10 protein-coding genes are annotated in these 15168 nt (G+C 62.9%); 4 read left to right on the plus strand and 6 right to left on the minus strand.

Features of this window, described 5'->3' with window-relative positions; genetic code table 11:
* Window positions 1-78: 78 nt before the first annotated feature.
* The 4 genes from L21SP4_RS01585 to L21SP4_RS01600 form a co-directional block, all read right to left on the minus strand.
* Entirely contained in the window at window positions 79-1851 is a 1773-nt protein-coding gene (locus tag L21SP4_RS01585; protein WP_052881018.1) for an InlB B-repeat-containing protein, read from the minus strand.
* 237 nt (window positions 1852-2088) lie between these two features.
* A complete protein-coding gene (locus tag L21SP4_RS01590) occupies window positions 2089-3771 on the minus strand; it encodes an InlB B-repeat-containing protein (protein WP_052881019.1) in 1683 nt (560 codons plus the stop codon).
* Between the two features lie 71 nt (window positions 3772-3842).
* Entirely contained in the window at window positions 3843-5036 is a 1194-nt protein-coding gene (locus L21SP4_RS01595) for a right-handed parallel beta-helix repeat-containing protein (RefSeq protein WP_052881020.1), read from the minus strand.
* A 2-nt stretch (window positions 5037-5038) separates the two neighbouring features.
* A complete protein-coding gene (locus tag L21SP4_RS01600; RefSeq protein ID WP_160300619.1) occupies window positions 5039-6913 on the minus strand; it encodes a sulfatase family protein in 1875 nt (624 codons plus the stop codon).
* 226 nt (window positions 6914-7139) lie between these two features.
* On the opposite strand from L21SP4_RS01600, the gene L21SP4_RS12670 reads away from it, so the two are divergent.
* Both L21SP4_RS12670 and L21SP4_RS01610 read left to right on the plus strand, forming a co-directional pair.
* Complete coding sequence (locus L21SP4_RS12670; RefSeq protein WP_082116437.1) at window positions 7140-9722, plus strand: extracellular solute-binding protein; 2583 nt, start codon at window positions 7140-7142, stop codon at window positions 9720-9722.
* Window positions 9723-9729: 7 nt separating this feature from the next.
* A complete protein-coding gene (locus L21SP4_RS01610) occupies window positions 9730-11424 on the plus strand; it encodes an ABC transporter permease subunit (RefSeq protein ID WP_082116438.1) in 1695 nt (564 codons plus the stop codon).
* A 20-nt stretch (window positions 11425-11444) separates the two neighbouring features.
* Here L21SP4_RS01610 and L21SP4_RS01615 read toward each other — a convergent pair whose 3' ends face one another.
* Window positions 11445-12677, minus strand: a complete 1233-nt coding sequence (locus L21SP4_RS01615) for a helix-turn-helix transcriptional regulator (RefSeq protein ID WP_052881023.1) — start codon at window positions 12675-12677, stop codon at window positions 11445-11447.
* Window positions 12678-12860: 183 nt separating this feature from the next.
* Here L21SP4_RS01615 and L21SP4_RS01620 point away from each other — a divergent pair, with 183 nt between their 5' ends.
* Window positions 12861-13487, plus strand: coding sequence for a cobalamin B12-binding domain-containing protein (locus tag L21SP4_RS01620; protein ID WP_052881024.1), 627 nt, complete (start codon window positions 12861-12863; stop codon window positions 13485-13487).
* 52 nt (window positions 13488-13539) lie between these two features.
* Window positions 13540-14007 (plus strand): nucleoside deaminase, encoded by a 468-nt coding sequence (locus tag L21SP4_RS01625; RefSeq protein ID WP_052881025.1) that lies wholly within the window; start codon window positions 13540-13542, stop codon window positions 14005-14007.
* On the opposite strand, the gene L21SP4_RS01630 is transcribed toward L21SP4_RS01625, so the two are convergent.
* On the minus strand, window positions 14004-15059 hold the full coding sequence (locus L21SP4_RS01630) for a uroporphyrinogen decarboxylase family protein (protein WP_052881026.1): 1056 nt from the start codon (window positions 15057-15059) through the stop codon (window positions 14004-14006). The two genes, L21SP4_RS01625 and L21SP4_RS01630, sit on opposite strands and share 4 nt — an antisense overlap.
* Between the last annotated feature and the right edge of the window lie 109 nt (window positions 15060-15168).

A 15168-nucleotide genomic window follows, 5' to 3' on the forward strand; every position in this document is an offset into this window, starting at 1 on the left:
CGCGATGTCCCCATCGGCCCGGAAAGCGGCCGGTTGCGGAGAACCGTCCCTGCCTCCGCCCTGGCTGGTGAGGCAGGATCATTCCGTCGGCGTAATCCTGGCGCGGAACAGCCTCACGCGGTTGTTCGTGTCGGCGCCCCAGATCGCCCATTCGTGTTCGTCGTCGATCGGTTCAATGCTCGCCGCCTGCCCCGGCGAGATCCAGTCGCTGAAGTCGCTCGAGACCTGAAGCCCGTAACGCACGTCTTTCCGTTCGCGCGCTCGGCGCAGCCGCAGATTTAACGCTCCGTCGTCGCGTGCGAAGTGCAGCCGCGCGTCGGGGATCTTCTCCGCGCGGGAGGGATCTGAGCCGAGGGCGTATTCGGCGAAATTGACGTGTCCATCCGCATCGGCGTCGTCCATGCGCGCGTTCAGGTTCGTGTATTCCGGCAGCCACCGGTCGCGCCATCCGGTGAACCGGTTTTCGTCCACCTCGAACACGGCGAAGATGGTGAGGTCGTCATCGAGGGTGCGGTTGATCTGCGTCGTGTCGTTGCTGTAGCCGCCGGGGGTCTCCCAGTAGAGAAACCGGCGGCCCGTAGCGGGTACGGCGGTCAGCGATACCACCGTCCCGGCGGGAAACTCGGTCCCGTCCGGGGATTGATCGATCGTTCCGTCGCCGATCGCCCATGCGCGGAGCTGTGCAGCTCCGCGCTGCGTCACGCCGGGGTTGGAGGTGCCGGGCGGATCGACGCTGTCGACGGCCAGGAGGTGCGCGCCTGAGCGAACTTCAAGCGGGATGCCGTCGGCGTTATAGATGTTGCCGGCCAGGACGATGTCGCGGCAGTTTGCGTCGCCGCTGATCATCTGCCGGGTAAAATTGTTGCCCTGATGAAAGATGGTGCGTGCGATCGTCCCGTCGAAACAATCCTCGAGCCGGATGTCGATGTACTCGGGATTGTACCCGGTGTGTTTGTGATACATCAGGCAGTTTTCGATCGTGAACCCGTAGTGGTTGCGAAGCACGATGCCGCTGTCCTCGCAGTTGATGTGGCTGCAGCTGAATCGCGCGCCGGAGTGGTGGCGGTCGCCGGGTACGAATACGATTCCGTTGCGGCATTCGACGGCGACGCTGTTGAGGAACTCCAGCTCACGGCAGGAGGTGCCCACCAGTCGCACCCCCGTTTTGAGGTCCCAGAAGTAGCTGTGCCGGAACGAGGGGGCGGGGCAGTCGATGAGTTCAACTCCGATGTGCGCCATGAACTCTTCCTCCTGCGGCGGGCCGTAGGGGCCGCCGAAGACCACGCTGTGAAAGACCGGGCGCCAGAAGCCGGTCAGGCGGAACGCGCCCCTGTAGTAATCGTGCGCGATGTCCTCGGAACGAAATTCGATGTTTCGGGCGGTAAAGGTGTGATGTTGTTTATTGCCGCCCGGCGGACAGTACAGCTCAATACCGACCCCCGCTTCACGCCGCGGGGCGAAAAAGCTGAAATCTCGCATCGCGATGATCGGCGAACGCTGCGCGAAGACCATCTTCAGAATGCCTTCGGGATTGTGCGAGCGGAGCCGTGTCACGCCGATCCCCGCGCCGCGGATCTGCAGGTCAGCGGTCGAGGCGTAGAGTTCGACGCGCGAGAAGAGGTCGTATGCCCCGGGCGGAATCCGGATGACCGCGGCTCCCGCCGCCACCGCATCTTCGAAAGCCGCCTGGAACGCGGGCGCGTCGTCCCGTCCGTCGTCCGGCACCGCGTTGTAGGGTGGGGCGGTGACGTCGATCTCCCCGAGGGCGCCGGGAATACACAACGCGGCGATCAGCACGGCGATCGGCCCCGCGCCGGGTTTCCGGAATTGGGTTGTCGGCGATTTGGCCACGGCCCCCTCCGCATTACGTTGGCTCATAATGGGATCGGCCGGGCGCGTATACCAGTTAATTGCAGGATTATCCCCGGTATTTCGCGCGAAATGGACGGACCATCCCTTCAGGTAAAAAAGAATTGGATGGGTAGGGCGCGATCTCCGAGCGCGCCGCTTTTCAGACGGATCGGCGGACGGCTGGGGCAGCTGTCCCTGCCTTTCTGTACGCGTGGGTTCGACGGGGGAATGTTCCGGTCAAGGGTCATCAGAGGTCACCTCCACGCGGTAGAAGGCTGCGGCTTCGCCGGGGGCCGGGGACCAGACGGCCCACTCGTAATCCTCGTCGACGGGGTCGAGCGTCAGCGCAGCCTCGAGGGGCGCCCATGTGATGAGGTCGCTCGAGTGGAGGAGTTGATAGGAGAGATCCTTGATCCCGCGCGCCCTGCGCAGACGAATCCGGGGCGTCGTCCCCGAGCGGGCTGCGCGGAGACGGTCTTCCGGGATGTCTGTTGCAAGGCGCGGGTCACTGGCAAAGGCGTATTCCGCCAGGTTCACGTACCCGTCGCCGTCATAATCCTCCATGCGTTCCGTGAGATGGGTGGCGCCCGGCATCATCCTGCGCCGCCATCCGTCATAGCGGTCCTCGTCGATATCGAAATGAGCGAAGAGCGTTCGGTCTCCGTTCATCGTCAACGCCAGTGTCCGGTTGGTATCGATCTGCCCCTGCGCCAGTTCCCAGTAGAGAAAGGTCCGGCCCGCATCGGGTGTGGCTTCGAGATCTACCATCGAACCCGCCGTAAACAGATCCTGGTCCGGGGTGGCGTCGATGACGCCGTCGCCGACCGTCCATGCGCGAAGTTGATATGGGGTCCGCTCGACGACGGAGGGATTGGTGCCATCGGAGGGAGCGTAATTATCGACGATTTCAATTCGCGAGGCTCCCTGCTGAATTTCGGCCGGTACGCCCTCGGCGTTAAAGAGATTGGCCGCCAGGTGCAGTTGGTAGCAGTCCCCGTCTCCGCTGATCATGATGCGTGTCGTATTGTTCGGCTGGTGGAAAATGTTGCGGGCGATCACGCCCCGTCCGCAGGCCTCGAGCCGGATGTCCAGGTACTCGGGATTGACGTCCTCGTGGGCATGGTACATGAGGTTGTTCTGGAGGCAGAAGCCCCGGATCCGTCGCATCAGGATGCCGCTATCGCGGCAATTGATGTGGCAGGACTGGATGCGGACCCCGGTGTGCACGCGGTCGAGGGGATCGATCAGGATGCCGGTCCGGCACCCCACGGCGAAGGAACGGATAAACGAGGGTTCGCGCCCGGAGGTCCCGATGAGCCGATAGCCGGTCTGCAGCACCCACATGTAACAGTGGCGGAACGTGGGGCCGGGACAGTCGATCAGTTCGATGCCGCACGTACCCGCATAGGGTTTCTCCTGGGTCGGCCCGAAGGCGGCCCCGAAGATGACGTTGTGGAAGACGGGGCGCCAGAGCCCGGTGGCCTTGAGCCCGCCGTTGAAGTAGTCGTGATGGAATTCGACCGCGCGAAACTCAACGTTGCGGACAATGAGGGTGTGGCGCTGTTTATTGCCGCCGGGCGGAGAGAAGAGTTCGATTCCCTGTCCTGCCTCGCGCCGGTCGGCGAAGAAGGAGAGATCGGTGAAGGTCAGTTGCGAGGTGCGCTCGGTGAACGTAAGGCGGAAGACACCGCGCGGGTTATGCGAGTAGAGACCGGTCACGCCGTGGCCCGACCCGCGGATGGAGAGGTTCGCCGAGTCCGCCTGCATGTCCACGCGCGAAAAGAAATCGTAGCGCCCCGGTCCGATTTGTACGGCCCCTCCGCCGGCATCGAGGACGTCCTGCAGCGCGGCGCGGAACGCGGGGGCGTCGTCCCGTCCGTCGTCCGGCGTGGCGCCGTATTCACGTACGTCTACACTCATTGCCGCGGCACCCCCCGGTGAGACGAGGACGGCGGCAAGAAATAAAGCTGAAAGCCGGGCAGGGCGCATACTTATTCAAACAGGTTGTCGGTAATGCGGATGCCGGAACTTCCGGCTGTAGTGTCGAGCGCCCGGGATTCGGGGGCGGCAAAGATGTTGTCCATGATCAGCAGATCCCGGGAGGTGTTTTGCAGCCGGATCATCGTCCGCGCGGGATTGACGGGGCTGCCGAACACGTTATCGGAGATGATGCCTCCGAACACCCCGTCGAGGAGGATGTCGACGTAGGGCCAGGTGTCGTCCGTGGTGAGGTTGTTGAAGGTACAGTTGTTGATCTGAAAAAACTTCCGGCCCACGAGTTGGATCCCCGCATCGCGGCAGTGGAAGTCGCAGGAATCTGCAACCAGCTGCGGCTCGTTTCCTCGATCGTAAACGTAGAGTCCGGTCCGGCAGCCCTGGATCGTACAGCCGAGCAGGGATCCGTCCTCCGGTGCTCCGTTTTCATCCCGGCTGTCGAACGAGACCCCGATCTTCGCCGAGAAGACCTGGCAGTCCTGAAGGCTGGGCGCGTAGCAGTTGTCGATGACGATCCCGGCCATGGCGGCGAACCGGGGCGAGGAGTCCGATACATTCGTGCTCACTCCGGGGCCGAAGGGCCCGGAGACCGTGACATGCTGCAGCAGCGGACGCCAGCATCCGTCGACACTCAGCCCGATATCGAAGTAATCCTCCGAGGGGTCGACGCCGCGGATCTCCACGGATTCGGCCAGCACCGCGCGGTTCTGACGTGCGCCTCCCGGCGGGGCGGTGATTTCGATGGCCGTGCCCGCCCCGGGAAGGTCGGCGAAGAGTGTGAAGTCGCGCAGCGTATACTGTGAACGCCGGCTCCCGTTCGTGATCCTGAACACCCCGCCCGTCGAGGTGGCGTAGAGCGTCGACACTCCGATTCCCTCGCCGAGGATGGAGATGTTGACCTCTCCGACCGCGATCGTGGCGGGGGTGGAGAGGTGGTATGCGCCGGCGGGGATGCGGATTGCGGCCCGTTCCGCCGTCGCGGCTTGTTCGAGCGCCCGTTGAAACGCCGGGGCGTCGTCCAGCCCGTCGTCCGGCACCGCGTTGTAGGGTGGGGCGGTGACGTCGATCTCAAGCGCCCGGACACCGGCCGTCGACAGGAGCAGAGCCGTGAGGACCGCCGCTGCGATACGCGCTCTTCGACACGCGCCGCGAGCGCGTCCCGGGGAACGCTGTACATGCGGATGGGGCACGACTACCTCCGGAACACGAACCTCATTTCCATGTCGTAGTTTTGAGGGTTGTCGCCGGTATAGGCGGTCCCGAAGCGGTACGGGTCGTCGTGGAACGCCCACAGGGCCAGGGTCTGTTTCGGCAGTTTCTTCGTCGGATGCATGCGCACGAAGAGACGCGCATGCTTCGGGACTTCCGCGTCGAAGATGACGCGCTGCCGGAACTGGTTGCCCAGGCGCCGGGCGGGGATGGTCTGTTCGCCCAGCTTGCGGCCGTTGTGGAAGAGTTCGACCACCAGGTCCGCCACGCCGTAGGGCCGTCCCCAGGCGGGCGTCTGAAATTCGATCGCGTGCAGCCGTCCCGTCTCGGCGCGGAAGGTCTGGCCGATGTGAGGGTGCTGCGCGAAGTCGATCGACTGTTCGTGCTGCTTCTGCGCGGTGTTGACGACGACAAATTCCGGGTATTCGGCGTAGACCGGGTGGCGGTCCGGAATCTCGCGCCGGTACTGGTCGCAGCGTGCGCGCAGAGCCTCCAGTCGCCCCTTTTGTGCGGGATCCTCCGCGAGGTTGTTCATCTCGAGGGGATCTTCCGCGAGGTCGAAGAGCTGTTCACAGACGGGGTCGACACTGACGAAACGCACGTACTTCCAGCGTTCGGTCCGCACGCCCACGCTCTTTGGAATATCGCCCGGCGCCGGCTCGTAGGTGTGTTCATAGAACCAGTCCTTCCGCCAGGCCGGGTGGCGGCCGCGCACCAGGGGCGTGAGGTCGCGCCCCTGCATGGTCGCGGGCGCTTCCACGCCTGCGAGCGACAGGATGGTCTGAGCATAGTCGACATTGAGCACCATCTCCTCCCGGCGCTGACCCCGAAGATTTTCCGGACTGCGGGGATCGAAGACGAGCAGCGGAATACGAATCGAGGGTTCGTACATAAACCATTTCCCGTGGAATCCGTACTCGTATTCGAAGTGGCCCTGGTCGCTGGTGTAGATCAGGATCGTATTGTCAGCCAGCCCCAGTTCGCTCAGCCGCTGTCGCAGTCGCCCGACCTGCCGGTCCACGCCGCTCACCAGCGTGAAGTACTGCTTCATGTGGCGGTGATGGTGTTCGAGGGTCGGGTTGCGGCCCCAGCCCCATTCGCGGGCGATGGACCCCTGTTCGCCGGCGATCGAATCCTGCAGGAACTTCGGCTGCGCGTCGAACGCCTCCGCGCTGAAGAGTTCGGGCACCGGCATGTCTTCGGGGTCATACAGATGATCGAGCCTGCGGTCGTAGCCGTCCCAGGGACCGTGGCACGCCTTGAAACTGACGGAGAGGCAGAACGGCTTGTCCTGCCCGGACGCCTGTTCGACAAACTCGACCGCGTCGTCGCCCATGATTTCGGTCATGTGTTTTTCGGGCTGCCGGGGATCGGGATAGTACTTGCCCTGTCCGACCACACCGCGCCAGAAGTCGAACCGGCCCGCGGGACTTTTCAGATGTTCCGGATGCGTCGCGCCCACGCCCCACTTGCCGATGAATCCCGTGTAGTAACCGTGTCGGCGCAGAATGGCCGGGTACGTCGCGTCAACCTGATCCTCCGTGAACGGTTCGATGAAATCGCGGATGCCGTGCGTGCGCATGTACTGGCCGGTCAGGACCGTCGCGCGGCTGGCCACACAGATGGACGTAACCACGAACGCGTTCTCGAACGCCGTGCCCTCCGCCGCCATCGCATCCAGATGCGGGGTCTTCACTGCGGCGTTTCCGTAACACCCCAGCGTGTCCTTGCGCTGGTCGTCCGTCATCAGAAAGATGATGTTCGGCCGCCCGCCCGGGGCACCGCGGGTAAGACCGCTCATGCCGAAGGCTGCAATCGCACCGGCGGATGTCCCTGTAAGAAAAGATCTTCGTTCCATGGGTACTCCTGACTTTGAATACTTCTGATCACGAAAACACATTGTAAAAAATGAAAGCGGATATTTGTCAATATAATCCCTGAAAGTGACAGGACGAAAGAACGGAGTCTTCGTTCTTGACAGTGCTCCTTCAGGATAATAAAACGCTTCGATCATTAACTTTAAGTATTCTTTAAGGTGGGCTCGGCAGAGGGTAGTCTGACTGCTCCGGAGGGCAGCGCATCGGATGGGTTATTCAATCAGGGATTCATGGAAACGCGCGGCGGGTCTGATCCTGCTTGCGGGTGCGTTGCTCGGGGGTCTGCTGCTGGTGCGTACGGGGGTTGACGCCAGGGACGTGCTCGGCGAGGACGAGGTCGAGCTGCGTTTCGAGTCCTACTTCGCCTTCTCGCCCTCGGTGCGCGAGATGATCCGTGAGTTCGAGCATCTCTGCAGGAGGCGTCATGAGGCCACGGACGGCGAGTATCCCCTGTACAAGATCAGCGTCCAGCAGTCGGCCAATCGCGGCGAATCCGAGGATCCCACTCGTTTTGTGCTCAGCCTGATCGGCGGCGACCCGGCGGACGTGGTTTTTTTCGGCGATCATGTGATGGCGAAGTGGGCGTCGATCGACGCCTTCACGCCGCTCCGTCAGTACATGGAACGCGACCGCGAGGCGTGGGAGCGCTGGCAGGAGGAGAAGGAGCGCCGTGGTCGGGACGTCCTTCCCCCGTGGCCGGGCGCGGAGGCTGAAGCGCCTCGTGCGGAGGGGGCGCGGGCGCTGGCGGCGATCGAACCCATTGACCGCGGGGACTATTTCGAGGCGTGCTGGCGGCAGGCCACCTACACCGACCCGAAGACCGGCGATGCGGACGTGTACGGGATTCCCTGCTGGGTGAACAGTCGTGCGCTGATCTACAACAAGGACATCCTGGTCCGCCACGGCTACACCAATGCGGCGGGCGAAGCGCGTCCGCCGCGCAACTGGGATGAACTCAGGGAGATGGCCGTAGGACTCACCGAGCGGGATGAGCAGGGCAACATGGATGTCGTCGGATTTATCCCCAACTACGGGAATGCCTGGCTGTATATGTACGGCTGGCAGAACGGCGGCCGGTTCATGAGCGAAGACCGCACCACGGTCACGATGGACGATCCGCCGATCGTCGATGCGCTGGATTATGTGGTCGATATCTATGACCGCCTCGGTGGGGTGCAGGAGGTCAACGCCTTCGGAAGCTCCTTCCAGTCCGGTGCGTTGGATCCGTTTATCCTCGGCAAGGTGGCGATGAAGATCGACGGCGTGTGGAGCGTCGAGGATCTCGCCAAGTACGGGGAGAACCTCAATTTCGGGTGCTGTCCGGCCCCGATGCCGCAGGAGCAGCTGGACCGGGGGCGGGAACCGATTTCGTGGATCGGAGGGTCGAGTTACGCGATTCCCGCGAACTCCGATCACAAGCAGGGCGCGTGGGACTTTATCCGGTTTCTGCGCAGCCGCCGCGCGCAGCAGATCCGCTGCGCCGCCAAGTACTACGAAAACCTGGCCAAGGGCCAGTCGTATATCCCCACTCAGGACCCCAACCGCAGCCATAACCGATGGGCGTACGAGCACTATGTCGTCGATAACGACAGTCTGAAACCCGAGCTGAAACACGCCATCAAGGTCTTCAACGATCTGCTCCCGGTGTCGAAGAACCGTCCGGTGACGCCGGTCGGGCAGAAGCTCTGGGACGCGCAGCTCTCGGCGACCGATGATGCGGTCTATCACCGCAGGACCCCGCAGGAGGCCTGCGAGTATCACAATGCCCAGGTGCAGCGCGAACTGAATGAATTGCTCTATCCCGCGCCCGGGGTCACGATCACGGACTGGACATGGTTTATCGTGTTGTACGGGGCTATCCTGGCGGCGCTCGCCGTCTGGGGGGTGCGCAATTACCGCCGGCGCGACACCGGAGGGCCGGGAACAAAACAGTGGTATGGCGGGCTCATTTCGGCCGCGCCGTGGATCATAGGGTTTGTCGCCCTGATCGGCGGGCCGTTGCTCTTTTCGATCGTTCTGAGCTTCTGCCGCTACGACGTGCTGAGTCCGGCGGTATTCATCGGCCTGGACAATTTCAGCAGGATGTTTGTCGAGGACGACCTCTTCTTTAAATCGCTCGGGAATACGGTATTCATGATCATCGGCGTCCCGCTCGGCCTCGCGACGGGGCTGGGGATGGCGCTGCTGCTCACGCAGAAAGTCCGCGGCGTCGCCCTCTGGAGGACGCTGTTCTACATCCCGAGCATCGTGCCGCACGTGGCCGCGAGCATTCTCTGGATCTGGATTTTCAACCCTTCGGGCGGACTGCTCAACCAGGCGCTGGGCATCTTCGGCCTCGAAGGCCCGCTGTGGCTGCAGGACCCGCGCACCGCCAAGCCGGCCCTGATCCTCATGAGCCTCTGGGCCGCGGGGGGGACGATGATCATCTGGATCGCGGGGTTGAAGAGCATCAGTGAGTCCTATTACGAGGCGGCGGCGATCGACGGCGCCAGCGCATGGCAGAAGTTCCGCTTCATTACGCTGCCGATGCTGACGCCGTACATCCTCTTCAATCTGATCATGGGCATGATTATCACGTTCCAGGTCTTTACGCAGGCCTTCATCATGACCGGCGGCGGCCCGGTGAACTCGACGCTCTTCTATGTGTACCATCTCTTCAATCAGGCGTTCCGTTATCTGAACATGGGGTATGCGGCGGCGATGGCGTGGTTCCTCTTCCTGATCATTGCCGTGCTCACGTTCTTCCAGCTCAAGGCCTCGAAGAAATGGGTCCATTACGAGGGCGGATAGGATAGTCATGTTGAAAGAACCCGACATAAAGGCCCGGAGAATGCGCAGGTTTCGCGGGGTGCTGCGCACGGTGGTGCTGTACACGCTGCTGATCGGCGGCAGCGCACTGTTCACCGTGCCGTTCGTGTGGATGATCGGCAGCAGTTTCAAGGTGGATCGCGAGATGTTCACCGAGGAATTGAAGATTCTGCCGCGGCGTCCGATTCCCGCGAAACGTTCTCCCTATCTCGATGCGCGCACTTTCAGCAAGCCGGAGGAGGAGGTGTTCGCCAGGGCCCGCCCCATGATTGAGGAGATCCTCGCCGCCCGTCCCCGCCCGGAGATCCCGATGGGCGTGATCGGCGAAAAAGATGCCGACGAGCTTCTGCTGCCGGGCGTGTTCCATCGGCTGTTCCGGACCATGCCGCTCGAGGACTGGGATCTTTCGGACGGCGAGCTGCATCGCAGGCTGGATGTGCAGATCACGCCGGATCTCCTGGCCGATGTGGCGGAAAAGGCGCGCCGGCGCCTGCTGGTGGGGCCGGTGCGGGTGCGCAGCATCGACCTGCAGGAGAAAGAACTGACCGAAGGACTGTCCTTCGCCGATTTCTGGAGCGTGGCCGAGGGTCCCGCCGAACTGCGCGACGCGCGGGACGGGCGCGGGGCGGTGGTGCATTACGACTTCTCCGCGCCCGGTAAACAGCGCGTGGTGCTCACGCGCAGAATGTCGATTCCCTTCGAGGTCGAGCGGCTGCAGCGGCTGATGGTGGCGATCACCCCGGATGATTCGTGGCATGATCTGCGCTTTGAGATGGAGATGAACGGGCGCCTCTACCGGACCACGCGGGACGAGACGACCGGTCGTATCCAGTCGCGCATCATCACACTTCAGGAACACGGCCCCGCGGACGCGTACAATTCCACCCGCATGCGTCTATGGACCCCTTACAAGCAGAAGGATAGCGGGCCGGAGTACGAGTCCCGCCCCCGCACGGTCAAGCTCAGTATGATCGTCGACGAAAACGGCGCGCTGGGGGCCTGGGGCCACAAGCTGATGCGCAACTACCGCAAGGTGTTCGATTACGTCCCCTTCTGGCAGTACGTGCTCGTGAGCGTGGTGCTGCTCACGTTCAATATCGTCGGCGCCATTTTCTCCTGCTCACTGGTGGCCTACGCCTTTGCCCGCCTGGAATGGCCGGGACGCAAGCTGTGCTTTGCCGTGATGCTGGCCACGCTGATGATCCCGCCGCAGGTGACTATGGTTCCCTACTTTCTGATCGTGAAGAACCTGGGCTGGTACAACACCCTCACCCCGCTGTGGGTACTGAACTGGTGCGCGAACGCGTTCAATACGTTCCTGCTGATCCAGTTCATGCGGGGTATTCCCAAGGATCTTGAGGATTCGGCGGTGATAGACGGCTGTAACTTCCTGCAGGTCTACTGGTATGTGATCATGCCGCTGGTGAAACCGACCCTGGCCTGTATCGCGATCTTCACCTTCATGGCGGTGTGGAACGATTTCATGGGGCCGTTGATCTTCATCTCCGACCAGCAGCTCTACCCGCTGCCGCTCGGACTCTACGCCCTGCAGGTGGAACGCGGAACGGACTTCGGACTGATGATGGCCGGCTCACTGCTGATGACCCTTCCGGTGATCGTCGTGTTTTTCTTCGCCCAGAAATACTTTATCCAGGGCATCGCGCTGACGGGGATGAAGGGGTAGGAAGAGGATGCCGGATCCTCTTAATCGTCTCTATCCCCGCGCATCTCCCGCCGGTACCGCCCCGGTGTTACGCCGGTGGCCTGCCGGAAGCGGCGGATGAAGTAGCTCTGTTCGCCGAAACCGACGTCGAGCGCGATGTCGGCGCAGGTGCGATCGGTCTGCTCCAGCAGGCGGCGCGATTCCTCGACCCTTCTGCGGCGGAGGTGTTCGACAATCGTGCGGCCCGTCACCTCCTTGGTCAGATGTGCAATACGGCTGACACTGAGTCCCGCGGCGCCGGCGACGTCCTCCAGCGTGAGCGGCTCGCGGAAGCGCATCTCGATACAGCGCAGCGCGGCATAGACCGGGGTGCTCGATCCGCTGGCGCCCACGAGGTACATGCTGTCCATGAATGCGTTGAGCGCCTCGATCACCGTGCCCGTCAATTCCTCGAAATCGTGCGCCTGCACGATCTTTCCCATCCACTCGTAGTTGCGCTCGATCGCCGGACTGAGCCGCGGGTGATCTTCCACGGCGGCGCGCACGAGATAACCCATCATCTCCGTCGCGCGGGCGCGGAGGATGTGGATGTCCGGCGAGCGCGCAAACATCGACCCGAGCAGCCGGTTCAGGATGCGCCGCGCCCCCTTGCGGTCGCCGCTCTTCATCAGCGCCAGCAGCGTGCGCTCCTCGTCCAGCGGGTAGACCGGCCGCGGTGCCGCGTCGCGGGGATACAGCGTGTCGGTCATCTTCCGCCTCCGGATCGCTTCGGCCCGGTTCCGGTCGAGGATTCCGGGACGCCAGCCGCTGATGCGGTAGAAGGCGGTGAAGACGGCATCGGCCATGCGCCGCGCCAGGGCTTCGTCGCCGGCCGGCCGCGCCTCCGCTTCCGCCTCGGCCTCCGCACGCGTACAGCCGGCCGCCATCAGGTTCGTCACGCACTCCCGGCGCGCCTGCGGTCCGTCCGCGGTCAGCCGCGGCGTGCCGGTCAGCGCTCCGTTCAGGTCGTTCCCGTCGTTGAGCGGTACGATCCAGCTCAGCAGGCCCGGCAGGAGACTGAACACCCAGGGTTCACCCCAGCGGACGGATTCCTGAAAGGCCTCGCGACGGGACTGAACCGGAGACTCCGCGTTCAGCCAGCCGGAAGGAACCCCCGCCTCCCGAAGAGAACCGGCCAGATGCCCCTCCGGTGAACAGAGATAAAACGATTCCGCCTCCAGAGATTCCAGTTCTTCATAAAGGCGGGTTTGAAGTTCATGTGACAAAATCGGCATAGTTCCGCGCTGCTCCCTCTTCCGTCTGCAGCATGATCGGGGATCTTTCTATCAGACGCCGCAGCAAATATGTACCATAAATTAACTGATATGCCCTATTCAGAAAGAGGGGCGGCTGGTAGATTTCGTCCCGATTTGAACAGGGAAACGGAAAGCGGATAAACGTAAAGGGAGGCATCCGGTATGGCCAAGAATGAAGAACTGTTCCAGGCGGTGACGAAGGGGAAGCGCAAAGACGTGCAGGAGATCGTGCAGAAGGCGGTCGACGGGGGCGCGTCGGTAGAAGAGCTTCTGATGGACTCGATGATTCCCGCGATGAAAGAGGTCGGCGACCGCTTCTCGCGGAACGAGGCCTATGTGCCGGAAATGCTGATCGCGGCGCGCGCAATGCAGGCGGGGCTGGATATTATCGATCCGATCCTCGCCGAGCAGGGCCACGAGCCGAAGGGCCGCGTGGTGATCGGCACGGTCAAGGGCGACCTGCACGATATCGGTAAGAACCTGGTGACGATGATGGTGAAGGGCGCGGGGTACCATGTCGAGGACATCGGCGTGGACTGCGATGTAGAGAAGTATAAGAAGGCCGTCGAAGATACCGGATCCAAGGCGGTCCTGCTCAGCGCTCTGCTGACGACCACGATGCCGTACATGAAGGAAGTCGTCGAGGCGTTCAAGGATTCGGACGTCAAGGTGGTCATCGGCGGCGCTCCCGTCACGCAGGAGTATGCCGACGAGATCGGGGCCGACGGTTATTCGAGCGACGCCAACCTGGCCGTGAGCGAAGTCGATCGCGTACTCGGCCTGAGCTGAGGCCGGTGCGATTGAAACGGAAAGCCGGTCCCGAGGGGCCGGCTTTTTTCTTATGGACATGAGATTTCTACGAGAGGCGATTCGCCTGTCGCGCGAGAAGATGGAGGCGGACGAAGGAGGCCCTTTCGGCGCGGTGATCGTGCGCGGGGACCGGATCCTCTCCCGCGGATGGAACCGGGTGACCCGCGCGAACGATCCTACGGCGCACGCCGAGATCTGCGCCATCCGTGCCGCATGCTCCGCGCTCGACCGCTTCGACCTCTCCGGCTGCACGCTCTACGCGAGCTGCGAGCCCTGCCCCATGTGCCTCGGCGCGATCTACTGGGCCCGGCTCGACGCGGTCGTGTTCGCTGCGACGCGTCGGGACGCGGCCGACGCGGGGTTTGACGATGCGTTCGTCTACCGGGATCTTTCGCAACCGATCGAGGCGCGAGCCATCCCGTTCAGGCAGGCCCTCCGTGAGGAGGCCCTGCCGGTGCTGGAGGCGTGGACGCGCAAAGAAGATCGGGTCGACTACTAGACCCTGAACTCCCGGACTGTGCGCACCAGTGCCAGGATGTTCTCTTCCGGCGTGTCGGCCTGCGCGAAGTGGCAGGAGCACGGGATGTAGCCGTCGGGCCCCAGCTTTTCGAGGCACTCATGCGTCTCCCGCGCCACTTCCTCCGGTGTTCCGAAGGGCAGGGTCTGCTGGTTTTCGACGCCGCCGTGAAAGATGAGTCTGTCCCCGTATTGGGCCTTCAAGGACTCGCGGTCCATGCCGGGACAGACGTGCTGGATCGGATTGAGGACGTCGACGCCCGCCTCGATCAGGCGCGGGATCAGCGGTTCCGCGGCCCCGTCGGTATGGAAGAACACGCGCGCGCCATGGTCGTGGATCATGTCGCACCAGTTCTTCAGCCTCGGAAAGAGGAACTCGTCGAAGGCCTGCGGGGATATCAGTAGATTCTGCTGCATGCCCACGTCGTCGCTGATGAATACCATATCGGTCGCGTCCCCCGCCGCGTCCAGAAAGCGGCGCAGCATCTCGCCCTGCGACCACGCGATTTTGTCGAGCGCGGCGTGCAGGAATTCCGGCTCGGCCACCGTGTCCATCAGCGCCTGTTCAAGCGAGCGCATCATGCAGTAGACCTCGAACAGCGAAACCCAGGGGCCCAGCGTGACGAACTCCGAGGCGAGCTGTCTCGCCTCCCGTGCCGCGGCCTCGTAATCGAAGTCGCCGGGGTCGGGCCACGGGTAATCCTCCAGCGCCGAAGGGTCTTCCATAGCTTCCAGCGGCCGGAATGAAACCTCGCTGTACTCGGTCTTCTCGTTGGCGTTGACCTTCCGGAACTTGACGCCCCAGTGGTTGACGTCGACCTGCTCGTTGGGATCCTTGATCATCCGGCCCTTATAAGGAATGCCCAGCCAGGCGATCTTGTCCACGTCCAGCTCTCGGTAGATGTCGAGTTCATCCCCGACTTCCAGCCGCCGCTTGAACTTCTCCACCAGCTCCGGTGCCAGCCACAGATCGACCGGAACCCGGTCCGGGGTTTCCCTGTTCAGCACCGCCAGTACCCGCTCTCTCGCGTTCATCGTCGACTCCTTTTTAGGTGAAATATAGCCCTGCAGACGGCGGCAATCTTGGTATATGTTTACAAATCGATGCGTCCCTGTTTACTATGAGGGTCGCGGGACCGGACGC

This window comes from Kiritimatiella glycovorans (assembly GCF_001017655.1).
GTDB lineage: Bacteria > Verrucomicrobiota > Kiritimatiellia > Kiritimatiellales > Kiritimatiellaceae > Kiritimatiella > Kiritimatiella glycovorans.

Excerpts from the sequence above, each read along its gene's own strand:
- L21SP4_RS01590 (WP_052881019.1), bottom strand. The coding sequence starts at position 3,771 with ATGAGTGTAGACGTACGTGAATACGGCGCCACGCCGGACGACGGACGG.
- L21SP4_RS01600 (WP_160300619.1), bottom strand. The coding sequence starts at position 6,913 with ATGGAACGAAGATCTTTTCTTACAGGGACATCCGCCGGTGCGATTGCA.
- L21SP4_RS12670 (WP_082116437.1), top strand. The coding sequence starts at position 7,140 with ATGGGTTATTCAATCAGGGATTCATGGAAACGCGCGGCGGGTCTGATC.
- L21SP4_RS01610 (WP_082116438.1), top strand. The coding sequence starts at position 9,730 with ATGTTGAAAGAACCCGACATAAAGGCCCGGAGAATGCGCAGGTTTCGC.
- L21SP4_RS01615 (WP_052881023.1), bottom strand. The coding sequence starts at position 12,677 with ATGCCGATTTTGTCACATGAACTTCAAACCCGCCTTTATGAAGAACTG.
- L21SP4_RS01620 (WP_052881024.1), top strand. The coding sequence starts at position 12,861 with ATGGCCAAGAATGAAGAACTGTTCCAGGCGGTGACGAAGGGGAAGCGC.
- L21SP4_RS01625 (WP_052881025.1), top strand. The coding sequence starts at position 13,540 with ATGGACATGAGATTTCTACGAGAGGCGATTCGCCTGTCGCGCGAGAAG.
- L21SP4_RS01630 (WP_052881026.1), bottom strand. The coding sequence starts at position 15,059 with ATGAACGCGAGAGAGCGGGTACTGGCGGTGCTGAACAGGGAAACCCCG.